This window comes from Lysinibacillus sp. CTST325 (assembly GCF_054665055.1).
The window spans coordinates 646668-664227 of record NZ_BAAFHO010000002.1 but is presented as its reverse complement, the minus strand read 5'-3'; the positions used below and the strand labels follow the sequence as shown (position 1 = coordinate 664227).

Sequence of the window (17560 nt, the reverse complement as noted above, 5' to 3'; positions counted from 1 at the left end):
GTCTGTTGGAATTCTGGACTTGCATCTAATCCAGCATTAAAAGTAGGACAATCGGTAAATTTTACAAAAGCAACTGACGAAACATAAGAAAATTGAAAATCAGTTAAACCAGCAATTGACGAGAAAATCGTTAAATTGCTGGTTTTTTATTGTTTGGTTTAGAAGGGTGAAATAGAAGATATATGTATTGTCATCGCTCTAAATAAGAAACGGTTGTAAATTATTTGTACAAAATTGAATAATAGGAAGTTCAATGGGGATATAAATAAAAGAAAACCGACAATAGGAGTGTAGAGATGGCGACACTTGTTGTAAAGAGAAGTATTATGCACCGATACCAAAGCATTGGGCAGGCGATTCAAGAGGCAGAGCCGGGGGATTTCATTGAAATCCGGGATGGGATATATGAAGAAAGCTTCGAAATTTCCAAAAGGCTGACACTTTATGGAGTAGGGAATGTGACCATTAAAGGTGGCGTGTTTATCCGCTATCAGACACTTGTAAATATGCGAAACCTGCGTTTTACTCAAGGGCAGGGTATTTATGTAAAGGGAGATTTACAGCTAGAAAACTGTGTAATTGAGCAACAAATGGTGCAGGCACAAGTGACCGTAAGCTTCGGTAGTTTAATGATGAAAAATGTTGATATTTTAGCAAGCCCAATCAATCATTTTGGATTAAGTATTGATAATGGCTCAAGCGTTATTCTAGTGGATACAACGATCCAGCATCATGTTAAAGCTCAAATTAATGTACAAAATAGTGAAATCGCAATGACTAATTGCATGCTGTTAGAAGGACGAACGAATGGCATTTATGCAATACGGGATGTAAAAATGGAGCTTGTGGATTGCGAATTTCATGGACATAAAAAAGCACAAATTGTAGCAGGCTCTAGTTCAATTTCAATGACCAATACACTTATTCACCAAGGGCAAGATGTAGGGATGCAAATTTTTGATAGCTCGAAACTTACAATAGATGGCTGTGAAATCAAGCAACATCAAGATACCCAATTGGTTGTTCATCAAAGTGAGTTGTTGATGACAGATTCTATCTTGTCTGATGGCGTAGGGAATGGGCTTTATATTGGTGAGAAATCTAAGGCGATATTGTATGATTGTAAGATCCATCGACATGTGAAGTCGCAGCTGTTAATTGAAAATAGTAAAGCGGAATTACGTACATGTGAGATTTATAAGGGAGAGGCAACCGGAGTTACCATTGTCAACGAAGCCGATGTATCAATGACAGAGTGTGATCTCCAAGAACACCCGCAATTTCACTTTATTGTTGATTCAAGCGGGTTAAAGCTCAATCAGTGCATGATCAAATTTGGACAGGCAGGTGGTATTTATGGCAATGATCACGCCAAGATTACGCTGCAGAACACAACAATTCAAGAGCTTCGAAGTCATCATATTTATATAAATAATGCTCGACTCTTTACAGATAATTGTACTTTTGAACACATCAGCGGAAATGCGATTACTTGTATTGATGCTATTTTTGAAGTTGCGAATAGTGAATTTAAAAATTGTCATGAAGGCCCATATGCAATAGTTTGGTCTGATAAGTCAATGGGGCGTATTGAGCATTGTACAATTGATAAAGCAGATCGCCCATTTTTAACGATGTCCAATCAATCTTTACTTGAAATGGTGTATACAGATTTAACTGCTGTAAAAATACCGGCTATTGTTCAGGGGAAGAGTCAGTTATTTATCGAAGGATATACAAACGAAACAATCTGGAAGACTGATGCAACGTCGAGAATAGTTAATTTACCAGTCAATACTAGTGATAAGACAAAGAACATTATATTAAATAAAGTAGATATAGCAGATATCCGAAAATTGGATGTAAAATTACAAATACCAGTTGAAAATTTACAAAAATTTAACATTAATCTCCCGCAGAATAATATCAACAAAACAGTGTAAGTTAACCGAATAAAAAGTAGGATAAGTAGTTTCAATATTTTGAAATTACTTTTTTTATGAGCTTAAAGTACTGTGGTAACGACTTATAATGTATAATTAAGGTAAATAAATATTAAAAAATGAGTATTTTATTTATTGTCTTTATTCATTCAATTCTCAAGCATATTTTAATATGAGCGCTTTCGCGTTAAAGCTTTTAAAGCGGTGCCGCAGAAAACTAAAATTCGACAAAAGGGGTTATTATTTTTATAATAGAATTAATGAATATCAATAATCGTTACATATACTTCGCTAAAAATTATTATTGAATAATAATGATTTTTTATAGAGGTTGGAATTTTATTAAAATAAAGTAGAATTTGGATTAATTAAGTCCATGTGTTATCCTATAATTAGTGAAAATAGGTCATAGAATGGTTGTATTAGTTCGCTGTTTGAGAAAAGTGAATAATGATTATGAAATAATAAATGATTTAATTGGAGGTGAAAAAAGTATGTTTGGGCTTTCGAAAGAAGAAATTATGTTATTGCTTGAGAAGGTAGGATTAGAAGAAAAACAAAAAAATGCAATTGCCAACATCCTGCATCTTAACAATGAGCGAATAGAGCAACAACTTGCATTTATTATCCACCTAGTAATGGACGAGCGCGAAAGAAACATTTCAGCCAATACATATTTAAATTAATAAATAATACATATCTTCTATATCCAAAATAAAAGGACTTTTAAGGCTTGTGTTCCTGTTATAGATCCTTTATATATCGAAAAAATATAAATCACAAGTGTGTAAAAAAAGCACTTGTGATTTTTTTTTTTTTTAAAACAACTGTATACATTTTAGGATTTAATTGGTTATATAGTTGAGTTAACTACGAAATGGATATCCAAAAGTTGGTGAAGTATGAATAATGAGTGGGAGCGTCTATTGCTAGCGCATGCAGAAGTCGTTTTCAAATATTTGATAAAAATAGGGGCTACAAAAGAAGATGCAGAGGACGTAGTGCAAGAAGCAATCATTAAAACAATTGAATGTCTGTCTACAATTCGACATGATAATTTACGAGCTTGGTTATTTAAGGTCGCCCTTAATCGTTACTATACGTTGTATAACAAGCAAAAGCGCGCAACATTAATTGGTGATAATGAAATTGAAAAATTAAAAACTGCATTGGATGATGCAGAGCAACATTTTTTACAAAAAGAGCAAAATGCAAAGATTAATGAAGCCTTGTTGGGGCTACAGCCAACATTTCAGCAATTGCTTTTAATGAAATACGATATGGAATTATCTTATAAAGAAATTGCTACGATTCTAGCGGTGAGTGAGTCGCATGTAAAAACTTATTTACAGCGAGCACGTAAAGCATTTAAAAAACAATGGGAGGCGTTAGAAGATGGACAACCTTTTTAATACAGAACAGATGAAAAAAACAATGAAAAAAGCACAACGTTGTGCAACTTGGAAAACAATCATTATTACGTTTTGCGTCATCATTGTGACATCGTTTGCTGGGAAAATAGCTAATGATGCAATTACTAGTTTTTTGCAAAGCCATGCACAGAATTCCTTTTATACACTACATCAAGTAGAAGGAGCGAATGAGTTTATTGGGACAACGAAGAATTACCCTGGCATTTTAGGAGGTGAAACACATTATAAAACGTTTAAATACATTGAAGGTAAAATCGTTCCTACTGGAGATGACACGTATGGCTACGGTCTTTTTCGAGATGAGATACTTTATGAAGGTTCTAATTCTCCTCTTCCATTTGGAAAGAGCGGCAGTGAAGAAGATTTAGATGTTCAGCGTTACAATGAGCTTGGACAGCGCGAAATGTTGTTTTTCTATCCATTTTTAAATTATAAAAAGACACGAAATGATTTAGCGTTGTTGCCTCAAATTAGTGACGATAAAATTATGGAGATTGCTTTATCTTTTGATAAAGGCTACACAGTGCAAGAAGCGCTTGCAAAGCTGCCGAAAAATGTGACTACTTCTTGGTTATGGGTGAAGGATATTAACGAGTCAGATGACAATATTGTTAAGATTATCAATAATGATGGAACAGTTAAGAAAGGGGATTACCTTTTGCGTTCAGAACAAAATGTATATGGTTTTTCACTTGTAAACATAAACGGTGATTTAGAAGAGAACCCAGCTGAGCTATTTGTGAATTCAATAACTAGTGGCACTAGACAAAAATCAAGTTTACAAGATGAGTATAAACGGTTAGAAAAAGAAATTGGTGGTGCGGATGGACTATCAGTAAAAGATCTTGTCATATATGGGGCTGTCGTAACTGGGAATACGAAGACACTTTCAAGCTTACAAAATCTTGATTATATTAAAGCATCCTCAATCGGAGTTATAACAGATAAGTATTGACATCTGAATAAGGTCATCCCATAGAAGGATGACCTTGTTTTTATAATTCCTTCGTAAAACAAATAATGCGGTTTGCCTCGGTGAAACCTAATTTAAGATGGACTGCTAAACTTTCGAAATTTTGCATATCACAATCACTCGCGAATTCTTTACATCCTTTATGTTTAGCCCAATGCTCACAACTCTCAATCAGAAGCTTTGCAAAGCCTTTCTGTCGATATTGTTCTTTTACGAAGAGTCCTTCTAAATAGCCGACTGGGCTTGAGTGGGTACCTTCAACATAATCTGTTCGGAGTTGACATTGTGCAAAACCGACTGCTTCCTCATCCTCGTAGGCGAGGAAAATCGTAGCGTTTGCAGCATCAATTAGTTGCGTCATCTCCTCACTAAATTCTTCTAATGAATGATTTGGCCAAAGTTGTAGTGCTAATAATGCTGCTGTTTGAGCATCTTCCATAGTGGCTTGTTTAATCATATTGAGTCTCCTTTTTATAAAATGGTAAAAATTGAAACTTTTAATTATATTAAACGAAAAAAATAGAAGATATAAAAATACAGGGAGGTTACTATTTTGAAGCAAGCATTAATGATACTTGATATTCAAAATGATTACTTTAGTGATCAAGCTCGAATGCCTATCGCCAAGCATCAAATTGAGTCAACTATAAATTGCATGAATGACCTGATAAAAAGAGCTGGAAAGTCAAATGTCCCTATCCTTTATATTAGGAATGAATTTGAGCGAATGCAATTACTTTCCAACCTTTTACGAAAATTCATGCATTTAATAATCCCAGCTTAACAAAGTATTTAGATAATAATGGTATAAACGACTTGATAAAGCCTCCGGAGAGGGCTGTGTCACTGCAACAGTAAGAAGGGCTATAGCTAGAAATTTTGCTGTAACTGTTGTGGAGGATGCAGTCGCAGGTGCTAGTGATGTGGCCTTAACAAAGTTAGCTTCACAAGACATCTTAATCTATAGTTCTCAGCGATTATTGAAAGTGAAAATGCCAAAGGGGGAATATGAAATGACGCTTTTACAACGATTAATTGAGCAAGCTAAAAACCCAAGAGGATTCATGGGCTCATTGATGTTACGAATTATGAATAAGGCACATAGTGGTATGAATACTTGGCTAATGAAACAGGAAGCTATAAATGATGGCGATATTGTGTTAGATATTGGATGTGGGGGTGGAAAAACACTTCAATCCTTATCGAAAATTAATCCAAGTGGTAAAATCTATGGTATAGACTTTTCTGCGCTGGCTGTGAAAGACTCTATAAAAACAAATCAAGTGGATATAGCAAATGGCAAAGTGATTGTGACGCAAGCGAGTGTTTCAAGTATTCCGTACTCAGATAAGTTTTTCGATACGATTACAGCGTTCCAAACGCATTATTTTTGGCCAGACTTAGCAAATGATGTGAAGGAAGTATTTAGAGTATTGAAGGACGATGGGAAATTTATCATAATTTCGGAGCTCTATAAAATTAATTATCATATGAAAGCCTATAAAACTAAATCTGAAATCAAGCAGTTGTTTGAAAGTGTTGGGTTTCAAACCGTTACAATACAGGAAAACACACAAAAAGGATGGCTTTGTATAACAGGGATTAAATGATACATAAAAACGGAGGAGATATAAATGAAAAGATGTGACTGGGTCAAGCTAGATGAACCTTTATATGTTGAGTATCATGACAAGGAATGGGGTATTCCCGTCTATGATGATCAGCATTTATTTGAGATGCTCTGTCTAGAGGGGGCACAAGCTGGACTTAGCTGGTGGACAATACTACAAAAAAGAGAGGGTTACCGTGCAGCTTTCGATCAATTTGATGCTTTGAAAATCATACTCTATACGGATGACAAGCTACAGGAGCTTCGTCAGGATTCTCGCATCGTTCGTAATAAGCTTAAAATTGCTAGTGTTGTGACGAATGCTCAAGCCTTTCTGCGGATACAGGAGAAATATGGCTCCTTCTCTGAATATATTTGGGGCTTTGTGGATCATCAGCCTATCATCAATGAATGGACGTCCATAGCAGATGTACCTGCTACAACAGAAATTAGTGAACGAATGAGCAAGCAATTAAAAAAAGACGGCTTTAAATTTGTTGGAAGTACGATTTGCTATTCATTTATGCAGGCTACTGGGATGGTGAATGATCATGTCGTAGACTGTATTTGTCGCAGTGAGGGTTCAGTTAATGAAAATGGATGATATTAAGTCACAGCTAGTAAGAAAGGCAACAATCTTTAAAACAGGTGGGGTTAGACCTACACATGACATGCTAGAAAGCTGGATTGGCTATGTTGGATGGTCATTACCTGAGGAACAGAGGCCACAAGGGTTTCAGCCATTAGCGACATTATTTTTAAAGGAACTTCGTTTTGTACCCGCATCACTAAAACATATTGAGCTTCTAACATTATTTATTAATGAAGAAATATTTGATCACCTCATAGAAGATGATCTGAGCCGTTTTTTTGAAATAAGAGCATATACATCTATAGAAGGATTAATCCAGCAAAATTGGCAGCATGACCGTATTCGCGCTTTCCCGCTTATTCCTAAACATATTGAGAATGATTATCCGACATGGGATGGAGGAGGGATTCCATCTGATATGGAGGATGAAATTTTGAGGTTAGAGCACGAAGAGGATTTTGAATACTTCGATGATATCGTAGAGGAAATATACGCTATTCATAAAATAGGTGGCTATCCTGCTTTTTGTCAAAGTGGTCATGATTACGGTGAGGCCTTTCCCTTTGTTTTACAGATCTCCTCAGACGAGAAGGCGTATTTCAATATCGTCGATAATGGAAATTTCTATTTCTTTTTTAATCAAGAACTAAATGAGTGGCGTGTTCATTGCGATTTTTATTAGCGGTAAAAGTACTTCTAATAGAATAAAAATAAGCATCCTTAAATAGATACATCCGTAATGATATGAATAGGAGGAATGATGATGAGGAGACATACTTCCGAAATTAGAAGAGAAAAGAAGGTGGGGAAAATGAAAAATAAAACAGTTATTAAGAGCGGTATTAGCTTTGGCTCCGTATTGGCCATTACTATTTCTTGGAGCGTAAATCATTCAATTATATGGGCAATTATACATGGTTGTTTAAGTTGGTTGTATGTAATCTATTACGCACTAATAAGATAAAATGTGATTAACATGTGGAATCCAATTAAAGAAACGGGATGAATGTGGGACCTAAAAGCTGTGCAATTGTTTAGAGGGAAATGCATCGTATACATACAATAGTGAATGTGTGCTTTGTTCATAATTTTTGAGCATTTAGCATAAATAACTAAGTGCTCTTTTTTCGATGAAAAGCTCATATTAAGAAAGATTGCTGACATCTTTCCATGTATCGTAGAAGAAAGGTTGATAGGATGACACATCAAGTGACCGCCACAAGCAATATTGATTTTAATGCTACAGGTGTTGATGAAATATTACAAAATGTAGCTTATATATTATCTACTTTCGTAATATCTTGCCCTTTTTACAGAGATTTTGGTTTAAAACTAGACACTCTTCCACCTTTCCAGCTTGTCAAAAGACGTAATACCGCACGTCTTTTGGAAAGCATTCAACGTTTCGTGCCACGAGCAATAGTAATAGATGTTGATTATGTTGGGGATGCATATGTAGGAAAATTAGAACCTGTTGTGAAAGTCATCGTAAACGAATAAACGATTAAGGTGAATGTTGTCCCTTTGCCAGGCTATCTAAAAGTTAGCCTGGCAAATATTATAAGGATTATTAAACAAAAAGTTCATACTTGGCCAGTGGGATTCATTCATTATTTTATAAGATAAGCGTATTCTATTAAAAAGATGAAATGGAGAGAATATATGAGAGGATTAATAAAAGGACTATTTATTTTATTTTCCTTGATGTTAGTAACGGCAGCATTGCTAAAGTATAATCAACCTTCATATGAAAGACCCATTCAAAAAAATCCCGATACAAATTATAGTGAAGAAATTGGTGAAAAATTACAAAACACGAATTTCACACAAAAAATTATAGTAGCGTTACGAGCAGCAGGCTATTTCCCAGATAGTATGATCAGCTACTTAATTGAATCTCCAAACAATCAAGTAATGACTATACAGTTACATAATTTGGATAAACTTGAAAAGAGTACGGAAAGCGAAATCCAAAACATCGTCAACAGTATTACGGAAACTAATGATCTTCAGCAGTTTATTGTTAATATCAGACTTACTGATGTTCATTAACCGTGCTTAAGGATGGAAAGTGACCTCTCTAAATAGTTACAAAAAATTTGTATGCTATAATAAAGTAAGAGGTGATCATTCTGAAAATTTTAGTTTTAGGTGCGACTGGCCGCGTTGGTAGCCACATTGTTTCCCTAGCGTTACGAGATGAACATAGCGTTGCAGCTTTAGTTCGTCATCCAAATAAGCTACAAATAAATGATGAAAATTTACATACTGTACAAGGGAATGTCTTAGAAAAACAAGATATAGAAAATGTCATGTCGAATGTAGATATTGTGATTAGTGCATTAAACACAGATGGCATAAATACATTAACTGAAAGTATGCCGCTAATTCTTGATGCAATGGAAAAAGAGCATGTGAAAAGAATTATAACTGTCGGAACGGCTGGAATTCTCCAAAGTCGACTGACTCCAAGTATTTTACGTTATCAATCGAGCGAATCCAAAAGAAAAACAACCTTTGCTGCAGAGGAGCACCATAAAGTCTATAATTTCTTGAAGAACTCTAATACTGATTGGACAATCGTCTGTCCTACATACTTACCCGATGGTGAATATACGGGCACATATCGAATCGAACGAGACTTTTTACCGAATGATGGGGCAGAAATATCTGTAGCAGATACCGCAGAGTTTGCCTATCAACAAATTCAAAGTAAGGAATTTGTGAAATCGCGTGTAGGTATTGCGTATTAAATTTCAATCAATTGCGTAATTAACAAAAAGAAACTGAAAAAACCATGTTTAAAGGTTGGAAGAACTTTCTTCAGCTTAAGAGGGGCGTTAATCGAAAAGGGTTAACGCTTTTTTGTTGTTAACGGAATCGAATCTGAAAATTATGCATGTGTATAAAGTGGGGAATAAGTAAGTATCAATTAGAAAGATTGACACATTGAATTTTATGCAGATTAGAGCTATAACGGACTAAGTTGCTGGCTACGACTCATTTTTGAATATAAGATTTTCGAAAAAGAAGGAATATAAGGGTATTTCCGGAATAAATAAACTGAGGTGTGAAATTAAATGTAAGGTCCTAAAGTTTGAAAATAGACGAATATTAAAGTAGGGAGTGAAGAATATTTCTAATCATAAAAGAAGTTTGCATTATATCATGACTATCTTTTTAATATTTCTCTATTATGGTGTATTTTTATTTTTGTATCTTCAAGATGTAATAGGTGGAATTTCTTTTGTTGTTTTACTATTGATTAATTTTATCATCTTATTAATTGCTCGGATTTTATTGAGAAACAAAATATATAAAAGAAGTATCACGCTCGCTACTTGCATGATGTTCTTGCTATTTTGTTTCGAATCGCCCCTTATATTTTATGAAGGAACTTCTCATGTCGCATACATATACACAGAGCCATTACATGCCAGAGGTAGTGAAATCTATTTAATAGGCGTAAATAGAGTGGATTTTCAATTTATGGAGAGTATTCAATCTGTTGAAGATCTTTTAAATAAACAGCAAGTTCCTTTTGTAAATGTGGATGAAATTACAAATTTAGTTCTTTATAAGAGCAAGAATCAGCAAATATTAAAGTGGCTTCATCTTCAGAAAAATGAAGTAGAGCAAATGAAAGACAACGTTAATCTTTATCTAGGTAAAGAAGATGTACGTATTAATGAATTTTTTAATCAGGATAATATTGGTGGAAATAGTGCTGGGTTAGGGCTAGCACTAACAGGACTCATTATTCGAGGCGATTTGCAAAACAACGTAGCCATTGCGGTGACTGGGGCAATAAGCGAAACAGGTGACGTCTTACCGATAGGGGTACTAAAAGAAAAAATTTTAATCGCAGAGAAATACGGCTTACCATTTATGATTATCCCCACTAAAAATGCAGAAGAAGCGGCACAGATTCAAAAGGAGCTAAATATCGACATGAAAATTTTGAATGTGTCTCATATCGATGAAGCTGTTCAACTAATTAATGAGATGAACGATAAAACTAAATGACTACAAGGCGTCTAATGACGTCTTTTCTTTTCGCCCATAGGCTAAAAAAATTAAGTCACCTTCAAAAATGAAAGGTGACCTCCAAAAAAAGATTTTAAAGGCTTTGCGTAACCATTGGCAAAATAGTCAAATCATACATTTTTCTTTACCATTTCGCTTAATTGTTGATAAATAACATCTTGATAGTTTACGTCTCGCCATAATGTAATAACATCTAATTCTGCTAGTTCTTGAAGGCAGCTTTGTATGAATTCATATGCAATAAAATAAGCCAAGCGATTAAAACCAAATCGTTTACCTCCATTAATAGAGAACCATTCAAAAAACACTGCTCTTGCATCAAGTGAAGTTAAATCGCTTAAAAACTCTTCTATAATTATTTGTTTATTATTTGTAGCAAATGTTATCCACTCTAAGTCTTCTTCAAATGCAAAGTATTCATCTTTCCTCGCACTTACCATTTTTGTAGAAAAATACGTTGCAATGCCTTCCTGTAAAAGCCAAGTGAATGGGCTCTCCCAGTCTACAATTGCCCAATCAATGCCTCTTTTTTCGGATAATAAATGGTGTAAAGCGTGCCCCAACTCATGAGCAATAATAATTTGTAAATGGCGATCTTGAGGGGAAAGTTTCTCTAAGCAAAATGCAATTTCTGGTATAATCTGTCGGTAAGTAAAAGCATTACTTCCGAATAAACCTACAATCAGATGTACATCTTTTGTAAAGGCGATATCGTACACCTGCTCATAGTCCCTTGCAATATCACTAATAAACATTGGCATTTTATCTTTTATCTCAATTAACGCTGAAATCTTTTCCTGGTGCTTTTGAATAGCCATTTCCATTTTCTCATCTACATTATGGCAATGAAATCGAAAGTATTCTTCAAAATGGCGCGCATGCTTTTCATAATATTTCTTTAAATAATCAATGGTAGGCAGATAATTATCGGTGAAATCTGTAACTGTATCATGAATGAACATATTCGTCTCCCTTCTAGGAAATCAGCCCTCAGATAGAATCAAATATCGTTTAACCACATTGTTATATTTCACGATTAAAATATCATCACGTTCTTTAACAGAATAAATCTGTGCACCAATTGGTAAAAGGTTAGCTGTCCCATTTTTAAAATCCTCAGCTTTAGTTGCATTAAATTCTATCTCACCAATATTTTTATCTTCATTGACTTCAAGTTCATCAATCCATTCGATATTCGTTTCTAAAATGTTACCTTCCCATTGAAAAATATCTGCTTGGTTGTCTAATCTTAAAGCCTCTGCTGCATCAGGTTTTTTAGATTCAAAAGTATTTACTGTGACTTTTTCATTACAACCAACTAAAAATAAACTAAACGATACCACAAATAAACAGGATTTTTTCTTCATATTCCACCTTTTCACTTAAGACATGTTTCTAAGCCAGATTCACTCCCAAATTAATTCGGCTGGTACTTACAGTTTAATGGAAAAATTAGCAGAGGTAAATATTACAATTCTCTAAAATGCTTATGGTAAAATAATGGGGAATAAAAAGATAAGGATGACTGATAAACTGTATACAAATGTAAACGATGAAAGGGGGCTACCAAATGAGTAGCGAAAAATTAAAGGAATTTCGAGAAGAGGGACATCATCGTGGGAGAACGTCAAAGTGGAAGGGACGGATCTCAACAACGTGAACCTAAAACTTTCAGACGTAGAAGAGCCATTGCTTTTTTATAGATGATGAATCTAAAGCGTGCAACGATTATAAAACCCCGTTTTGTTGATGCTTTATACAGTGTTCTTAGATTACATTTAACAATATAAACGCTATAATCAATCCTAATTTTCCTTCGCTAAATCTCACATACTTTATATCAAATGAAATTTAAATAATACTAGGATTAGTATTATGATAATGATAATAATCCACCAACTAGCTCCAGAAGCAGAAAGTAAATAAATAAATGCTAAAAAACATGAAAGAAGAAATGTTGATAATAAAATATTAATAAATTTTTTGTTTTTCAATTAAATCATTTCTCCTTTCAGTTATAAAATCATATTGAGATTATTTTAGGCGCCCCAGTCTACAACACATAAAGCTAGACACGACAGAAATTCGGGTGGATTACCAACTAATCCAACACAAACTGTTGAACATGTAATGTATAAAATTCGAGGAGTAGGTTCTCCTTGTAAAGAATAATTCATGTTTACTTCTCCGTCATTAACGTCAATTACATTAGTTAAGCCTTGAGAGTTATAGAGGACAATTTGATAGTTATCTTGAGATTTACTCAGCATAAAAGCTACATTTACTTGAGATTCTTGATCTTTAGGAAAAATCCTTTTTACTTCAATGCTATTTTCCTCTAAAGAATAACCTTGTTATGTTAATACCTTATCATTTGCTATTAAATTTTAAAAATCAGTTTCTTCAGATAATTTAACAAAGATTAATAAAACATAAATTTGACTTTTATCCAATGATGTGCATACTCGTAATTACAATAGGAAGCTGTATTAAAAGTTGTCTGAATTGTTTAAGTATCCCTTAATTGAAATAAAAGTAATAGAGCTATTAAATAGTCATCATTGGTGTGGAAAACTAAACGAGAACGTTTTTTATCATTAACGATTTAAAGCCATTTATAGATTTAAATCTTATAATTTTCTTGGGTATTTTCGGTTAATTGAAATAATTATTATCTTAAAAATTTAAGTTTACCATGTACGAACTGAATGAGGTACATATTACAAATTCTCTAGATCCTAATGTAAGGTGGAATAAATATAGAAGGGTGATTGACAAGGTGTATACATTTGTATACAATCAAATTGAAACGAAGTGTATGCAAATGTATACAATGTGAGGAGGATAAAAATGAGAAACGAAAAATTTAAGGAATTTACAGAAGAGGGACATCATCGTGGGGGACGCCACAGAGGGAGAGACGGCTCTCATCAACGCGGAGCTAAAACTTTCCGACGTGGAAGAGCCATTGCTTTTTTAGAGATGATGAATCTAAAGCGTGCAACGATTAAGCAACAATTAGAGCAACCAGAGTTTCAATCTATTCAGCCCATATTAGTGGGTGAATTAAAAGCCATTGATATGATCATCAATGAGTTCATTCAATTATTTGAAATACATGAAAGTGAAACGATGGCTACATCTGACAGTGAAGAAGATAATGAAAAATCTTTAAATCATGAAGAGGAAGGGAAGAACCTGAATGAAAATAATTAATCATTACATTGATACTGTGTTCCATAGCGAAGACTCAATTTTAGAGGGGGTCATTACATCTATTGAAGAAAACGGAATGCCCGCCATTTCTGTTTCTGCTTCCTCTGGAAAACTTTTAACAATGCTTGTCTCGATGACAGGAGCTAAAAACATTCTTGAAGTAGGGGCTCTCGGTGGATATAGTGGAATTTGTCTAGCTAGAGGGTTCGGCAGTGATGGAAAATTAACTTCTCTTGAATTAGAGGAAAAATACGCACAATTAGCTTACGGTAATTTATCGAAGGCAGGTTTTGGTGAACAAGTGACATATATAACAGGACCTGCATTACAAAGCCTTGAAGTGCTAGTGCAAAGTAATGAACGATTCGATTTTTTCTTTATCGATGCTGATAAGGATAATTATGAAAACTATTTAAATTACTGTGTACAGCTAGCAAATCCCGATGCAATCATAGTTACTGACAATGTGCTTGCTGCAGGAAGTGTGGCAGATCCAAATGCCAAACCAAAACGATATACGGAATTGATGAAGAAATTCAATGTAGCAGTCGCAAATCACCCACAACTAGAGTCGATTATTATTCCAATTGGTGATGGTATGACACTTTCAAAAGTGAAGAAATAAGCACCATATTAAATACGAGAGGCACTGACGGACCGCATGTTAGTGCTTTTTTTTGATTAAGCTGTTTTCTTAAAGATTGTTTGCTATTCAACTAACGAAGTAAGTTAGTTGAATAAAATTTGTTTATTCCATATAATTCATTTACTGTATAACATGAACATTATTTATAGTATCTTGAGGAATGATTTTGTTAAAAAATAAATGGATCGAGGAGGTACTTTGTTTAGATATATAGTGGATGGTGTATATCATTTTTTCGATGGATTGTAAGCAAATTATGCATTATTCTTGCGGTTGGATTTAAAAGAATACCTCTTGTCGAATTTATTATACTAACAGTTTTATTCAGTGTAGCGATACGATTATGTTTACTTTTATTAGTGGTAAGGAAGGTAAAGTTGGATAGGATAATAGAAAACATGAAAAGGCCAGCTGTGAAGTTCTTTATTTTCGTTATAGCCCTTGATGTGCTTATATTTTTATTAAAGAGTAATAATTATTATTTTTACATTCTTGTAGGCATTGGATACGGTTATTTATTTCCTGCCATACTGCCACTGATTTCTTTTTATCTGTTTGCGAATTTGGTTAGCTTATTTGTTCGCAGAATTTGATGTTAACCGCATTGATTCTCCAACAGGTGAAGATGCACTGATCATCGAACATAGAACAACTATAATTCCTCCAATAGTCAAACCTAGCAATAACTCTACGAAAAAGTTTCTCCGTCTAAAAAACAGTTTTATCTTAAAATAACCTTAAAATTAAATGAATAATATTAATGATTACTTGAATTTTATTTAATTATTGTTTAACATTATTGAAAAGGAGGGGTGATATGAATCGTGATGAAGTACCAGCTTGGATTTTGTCTTTAGATAAAGAATCTGTTGAATTTATAAGAAAATTTATAATTAATTCTGGGTCTTTAAAGAATATATCTAAAATTTATGGTGTATCCTATCCGACAGTAAGGATTAAATTAGATACATTAATTAAAAAAATTGAACTGAATAGCAATACTGAAGACGTGGAGTTTGTAAATATGATTAAAAATTTGGTAATTGATGAACGGTTGAGTTTAGAAACGGCAAAAATGATTATTGATAAATATAAAAGCGAAAGGAATGATGAATAATGGATCCAACTTATAAATGGATAATAGCCATTTTAATAGCCATTGTAATAATAGGAATTCAATCTTTTTTATCTAGAAGAACAAACGTTTACTGGGGAGCAATTGTACCTATTCTATATTTAGTTTTTATTTTCGGATGGTGGTCCATTAGAGTGGATAATGTCAATACATCTTCACTTATTAAGGCTGCAGTTGGTGGTTCGGTGTTTTTATTAGGAACTTGGGCTAAAGGAAGAGAATCTCTAAAAAATAAAAGAAAGAAAGAATTAGAAAAAATGAAGTTACATGATATTAGTTAATGAATACAGAAAATAGAGTGATTAAACTTTTTGCAAGATATGCTCTGACTATTGCTTTTAAATAAAATGTATTAGTTGATTATTAAACTTTAATTCCAAGCTCAAAAGATTCTCTTTTCATATCTAAAAAATGAAACAACGACAGAAAAAATAAAAGGGCCACATTTGTGACCCTGCAGAAGTCTCCTACCTCTATAGGTGGAAAGATGAATGCGGATTTAAGTTGCTTTTCAACGGGTGTTCAAACACCTGTACCTGCCGTTTCTCTTACGTTACATAAAACATCTGTAGCTGACGCTACGCTTTCGCTACGCTTTCGCTACCAAAACATTTGCTGAAAGAAGTTTAAAGCCTCCGACGAATGTCACGGCATAATTGTTTTTATTATCTGATATACTTCTAAGTATTTTAGTTTGCTCCTGCTGTAAGTTTATTAATTTGATTAGAAACCAAATGATAAATGCGGCAGGAATAATTTAAAATATTAATATAACTAAAAGAGGTATAAATGCAAAAAAAATTTACATAACGTATCCTTTCTTAAACAACGGGAAAAGTCTTTTTTCTCGTTACTTCAATCCTAGATGTAATATTGGATAAGGGCGACCAGAACTATCTGTTGGTTCTTCACTGACAATCGTGAAACCATTTTTTAAATAAAACATCTTTGCGTTTTCATTGTCTTTATTAACATCAACAGACCTTATATAAAAATCTCTAATGAGTTGTTGTATTATTTGTTTTCCATAACCTTTTCCTATTTCACCGGGTTCTAAAAATAGCATTTCTAAGTGCTGATTATTGATACCTGAAAAACCTATCAATTCATTTTCCACAAACCAAAGTCTCACATCAAGATGTGGGAAATACATAGGAATTTCCTGTTTAATGTCTTCCTTATCTTTTAAACTTAAAAAATCGTGGGTTTTGGTAACGGATCTATCCCAAAGATTTATCATCGTTTCATAGTCATTAGTTGTTGCTTGTCTGTTTTTCATAATGTTCTCTCCTTTTTCTCTTCATTATCACGCTCCTTTCTATTTTTTATTTGAAGATCTTAATGATGTAGCACCAATCAAAATAAATTTTCATTTTCTATGATCCTCTCGATTTAGTGGATTCGTTCTACTATATGTAGTAAAAATTGTAACATGTGGTACTAGATGTTACAAAATAATAAAAGGGCCACACATTCGTGACCCTTAGTATCAAGTCAGGAGGTAGAAGGCTAAATTAGCTTTACATTATTAAATATATGATGTAGATGTAATATAAGTTAGTTTTGTGCCTGTGAAATAGATTCATTAAAAATTAAATTTTCAAATCACAAAATCCTAGACTTAACTAATTTTAGTTCCGTTTGGTACAGGTTGATCAGGAGATAATAAAATGACATCACCTTCTACAGGAACTCCACCAATCACTAAAACTTCAGATTTAAAGCCAGCCACACGACGGGGTGGGAAATTAACGATCGCTACTACTTGCTTATTAATAATTTCTTCTGGCGTATAGCGTTTAGTAATTTGAGCAGAGGATTGCTTGATTCCCATATCTTCTCCAAAATCAATTTTCATTTTAATAGCAGGAACCCTTGCTTTCGGAAGTTCCTCAGCTTGGATAACTGTCCCAATTCTAATATCAAGGTTTATAAAGTCTTCTATAGTTGCCATAAAAAATACTCC

At 33.7% G+C, this 17560-nt stretch carries 22 protein-coding genes; 17 read left to right on the top strand and 5 right to left on the bottom strand.

Annotated features, from left to right (window positions below; translation table 11 throughout):
- The first annotated feature begins 296 nt into the window (after window positions 1-296).
- The 4 genes from ACYQ73_RS08885 to ACYQ73_RS08870 all read left to right on the top strand — a co-directional run bounded on the left by ACYQ73_RS08885 (window position 297) and on the right by ACYQ73_RS08870 (window position 4331).
- Window positions 297-1943: a right-handed parallel beta-helix repeat-containing protein gene (locus tag ACYQ73_RS08885; RefSeq protein WP_460012145.1), complete on the top strand. Its 1647-nt coding sequence runs from the start codon at window positions 297-299 to the stop codon at window positions 1941-1943.
- A 434-nt stretch (window positions 1944-2377) separates the two neighbouring features.
- Window positions 2378-2629, top strand: a complete 252-nt coding sequence (locus ACYQ73_RS08880) for a hypothetical protein (RefSeq protein WP_460012144.1) — start codon at window positions 2378-2380, stop codon at window positions 2627-2629.
- Between the two features lie 216 nt (window positions 2630-2845).
- Window positions 2846-3355 (top strand): RNA polymerase sigma factor, encoded by a 510-nt coding sequence (locus ACYQ73_RS08875; RefSeq protein ID WP_460012143.1) that lies wholly within the window; start codon window positions 2846-2848, stop codon window positions 3353-3355.
- Window positions 3339-4331, top strand: a complete 993-nt coding sequence (locus ACYQ73_RS08870; protein ID WP_460012142.1) for an anti sigma factor C-terminal domain-containing protein — start codon at window positions 3339-3341, stop codon at window positions 4329-4331. The genes ACYQ73_RS08875 and ACYQ73_RS08870 overlap by 17 nt, the downstream gene beginning before the upstream one ends.
- A 40-nt stretch (window positions 4332-4371) precedes the next feature.
- Here ACYQ73_RS08870 and aac(6') read toward each other — a convergent pair whose 3' ends face one another.
- Complete coding sequence (gene aac(6') / locus ACYQ73_RS08865) at window positions 4372-4806, bottom strand: aminoglycoside 6'-N-acetyltransferase (protein ID WP_460012141.1); 435 nt, start codon at window positions 4804-4806, stop codon at window positions 4372-4374.
- 96 nt (window positions 4807-4902) lie between these two features.
- On the opposite strand from aac(6'), the gene ACYQ73_RS08860 reads away from it, so the two are divergent.
- The 9 genes from ACYQ73_RS08860 to ACYQ73_RS08820 all read left to right on the top strand — a co-directional run bounded on the left by ACYQ73_RS08860 (window position 4903) and on the right by ACYQ73_RS08820 (window position 10576).
- Entirely contained in the window at window positions 4903-5133 is a 231-nt protein-coding gene (locus ACYQ73_RS08860; RefSeq protein WP_460012140.1) for an isochorismatase family protein, read from the top strand.
- Between the two features lie 229 nt (window positions 5134-5362).
- A complete protein-coding gene (locus tag ACYQ73_RS08855) occupies window positions 5363-5959 on the top strand; it encodes a class I SAM-dependent methyltransferase (protein ID WP_460012322.1) in 597 nt (198 codons plus the stop codon).
- Window positions 5960-5983: 24 nt separating this feature from the next.
- Entirely contained in the window at window positions 5984-6562 is a 579-nt protein-coding gene (locus ACYQ73_RS08850; protein WP_460012139.1) for a DNA-3-methyladenine glycosylase I, read from the top strand.
- Complete coding sequence (locus tag ACYQ73_RS08845; RefSeq protein WP_460012138.1) at window positions 6549-7232, top strand: DUF1963 domain-containing protein; 684 nt, start codon at window positions 6549-6551, stop codon at window positions 7230-7232. The genes ACYQ73_RS08850 and ACYQ73_RS08845 overlap by 14 nt, the downstream gene beginning before the upstream one ends.
- 81 nt (window positions 7233-7313) lie before the next feature.
- Window positions 7314-7514: a hypothetical protein gene (locus tag ACYQ73_RS08840; RefSeq protein WP_460012137.1), complete on the top strand. Its 201-nt coding sequence runs from the start codon at window positions 7314-7316 to the stop codon at window positions 7512-7514.
- A 245-nt stretch (window positions 7515-7759) separates the two neighbouring features.
- Window positions 7760-8050, top strand: a complete 291-nt coding sequence (locus ACYQ73_RS08835) for a hypothetical protein (protein ID WP_370078660.1) — start codon at window positions 7760-7762, stop codon at window positions 8048-8050.
- 144 nt (window positions 8051-8194) lie between these two features.
- Window positions 8195-8602: a hypothetical protein gene (locus ACYQ73_RS08830; RefSeq protein WP_460012136.1), complete on the top strand. Its 408-nt coding sequence runs from the start codon at window positions 8195-8197 to the stop codon at window positions 8600-8602.
- Window positions 8603-8682: 80 nt separating this feature from the next.
- Window positions 8683-9303 (top strand): NAD(P)-dependent oxidoreductase, encoded by a 621-nt coding sequence (locus ACYQ73_RS08825; RefSeq protein ID WP_460012321.1) that lies wholly within the window; start codon window positions 8683-8685, stop codon window positions 9301-9303.
- A 721-nt stretch (window positions 9304-10024) separates the two neighbouring features.
- Complete coding sequence (locus ACYQ73_RS08820) at window positions 10025-10576, top strand: S16 family serine protease (RefSeq protein ID WP_460012135.1); 552 nt, start codon at window positions 10025-10027, stop codon at window positions 10574-10576.
- A gap of 131 nt (window positions 10577-10707) precedes the next feature.
- Here the strand turns inward: ACYQ73_RS08820 and ACYQ73_RS08815 are convergent, their stop codons facing one another.
- Window positions 10708-11559, bottom strand: coding sequence for a hypothetical protein (locus ACYQ73_RS08815; RefSeq protein WP_460012134.1), 852 nt, complete (start codon window positions 11557-11559; stop codon window positions 10708-10710).
- Between the two features lie 21 nt (window positions 11560-11580).
- Window positions 11581-11964 carry a hypothetical protein gene (locus tag ACYQ73_RS08810; protein ID WP_460012133.1) on the bottom strand — a complete coding sequence of 128 codons (384 nt, stop codon included), beginning with the start codon at window positions 11962-11964 and terminating at the stop codon, window positions 11581-11583.
- Between the two features lie 1483 nt (window positions 11965-13447).
- Between ACYQ73_RS08810 and ACYQ73_RS08805 the strand changes: the two genes are divergently transcribed.
- The 4 genes from ACYQ73_RS08805 (at window position 13448) to ACYQ73_RS08790 (ending at window position 15875) form a co-directional block, all read left to right on the top strand.
- Complete coding sequence (locus ACYQ73_RS08805) at window positions 13448-13813, top strand: hypothetical protein (protein ID WP_460012132.1); 366 nt, start codon at window positions 13448-13450, stop codon at window positions 13811-13813.
- Window positions 13800-14438: an O-methyltransferase gene (locus tag ACYQ73_RS08800; RefSeq protein ID WP_460012131.1), complete on the top strand. Its 639-nt coding sequence runs from the start codon at window positions 13800-13802 to the stop codon at window positions 14436-14438. Before ACYQ73_RS08805 ends, ACYQ73_RS08800 begins: the two co-directional genes overlap by 14 nt.
- An 838-nt stretch (window positions 14439-15276) precedes the next feature.
- Window positions 15277-15576, top strand: coding sequence for a DUF2089 family protein (locus ACYQ73_RS08795; RefSeq protein WP_053482017.1), 300 nt, complete (start codon window positions 15277-15279; stop codon window positions 15574-15576).
- Window positions 15576-15875 carry a hypothetical protein gene (locus ACYQ73_RS08790; protein ID WP_460012130.1) on the top strand — a complete coding sequence of 100 codons (300 nt, stop codon included), beginning with the start codon at window positions 15576-15578 and terminating at the stop codon, window positions 15873-15875. Before ACYQ73_RS08795 ends, ACYQ73_RS08790 begins: the two co-directional genes overlap by 1 nt.
- Window positions 15876-16444: 569 nt before the next feature.
- Here ACYQ73_RS08790 and ACYQ73_RS08785 read toward each other — a convergent pair.
- Window positions 16445-16873: a GNAT family N-acetyltransferase gene (locus tag ACYQ73_RS08785; protein ID WP_460012129.1), complete on the bottom strand. Its 429-nt coding sequence runs from the start codon at window positions 16871-16873 to the stop codon at window positions 16445-16447.
- A gap of 342 nt (window positions 16874-17215) precedes the next feature.
- Entirely contained in the window at window positions 17216-17548 is a 333-nt protein-coding gene (csaA, locus tag ACYQ73_RS08780; RefSeq protein ID WP_460012128.1) for a chaperone CsaA, read from the bottom strand.
- Window positions 17549-17560 lie beyond the last annotated feature (12 nt).

Excerpts from the sequence above, each read along its gene's own strand:
- ACYQ73_RS08885 (WP_460012145.1), top strand. The coding sequence starts at position 297 with ATGGCGACACTTGTTGTAAAGAGAAGTATTATGCACCGATACCAAAGC.
- ACYQ73_RS08875 (WP_460012143.1), top strand. The coding sequence starts at position 2,846 with ATGAATAATGAGTGGGAGCGTCTATTGCTAGCGCATGCAGAAGTCGTT.
- ACYQ73_RS08870 (WP_460012142.1), top strand. The coding sequence starts at position 3,339 with ATGGACAACCTTTTTAATACAGAACAGATGAAAAAAACAATGAAAAAA.
- ACYQ73_RS08855 (WP_460012322.1), top strand. The coding sequence starts at position 5,363 with ATGACGCTTTTACAACGATTAATTGAGCAAGCTAAAAACCCAAGAGGA.
- ACYQ73_RS08850 (WP_460012139.1), top strand. The coding sequence starts at position 5,984 with ATGAAAAGATGTGACTGGGTCAAGCTAGATGAACCTTTATATGTTGAG.
- ACYQ73_RS08845 (WP_460012138.1), top strand. The coding sequence starts at position 6,549 with ATGAAAATGGATGATATTAAGTCACAGCTAGTAAGAAAGGCAACAATC.
- ACYQ73_RS08840 (WP_460012137.1), top strand. The coding sequence starts at position 7,314 with ATGAGGAGACATACTTCCGAAATTAGAAGAGAAAAGAAGGTGGGGAAA.
- ACYQ73_RS08830 (WP_460012136.1), top strand. The coding sequence starts at position 8,195 with ATGAAATGGAGAGAATATATGAGAGGATTAATAAAAGGACTATTTATT.
- ACYQ73_RS08815 (WP_460012134.1), bottom strand. The coding sequence starts at position 11,559 with ATGTTCATTCATGATACAGTTACAGATTTCACCGATAATTATCTGCCT.
- ACYQ73_RS08810 (WP_460012133.1), bottom strand. The coding sequence starts at position 11,964 with ATGAAGAAAAAATCCTGTTTATTTGTGGTATCGTTTAGTTTATTTTTA.
- ACYQ73_RS08805 (WP_460012132.1), top strand. The coding sequence starts at position 13,448 with ATGAGAAACGAAAAATTTAAGGAATTTACAGAAGAGGGACATCATCGT.
- ACYQ73_RS08800 (WP_460012131.1), top strand. The coding sequence starts at position 13,800 with ATGAAAATAATTAATCATTACATTGATACTGTGTTCCATAGCGAAGAC.
- ACYQ73_RS08795 (WP_053482017.1), top strand. The coding sequence starts at position 15,277 with ATGAATCGTGATGAAGTACCAGCTTGGATTTTGTCTTTAGATAAAGAA.
- ACYQ73_RS08790 (WP_460012130.1), top strand. The coding sequence starts at position 15,576 with ATGGATCCAACTTATAAATGGATAATAGCCATTTTAATAGCCATTGTA.
- ACYQ73_RS08785 (WP_460012129.1), bottom strand. The coding sequence starts at position 16,873 with ATGAAAAACAGACAAGCAACAACTAATGACTATGAAACGATGATAAAT.
- csaA (WP_460012128.1), bottom strand. The coding sequence starts at position 17,548 with ATGGCAACTATAGAAGACTTTATAAACCTTGATATTAGAATTGGGACA.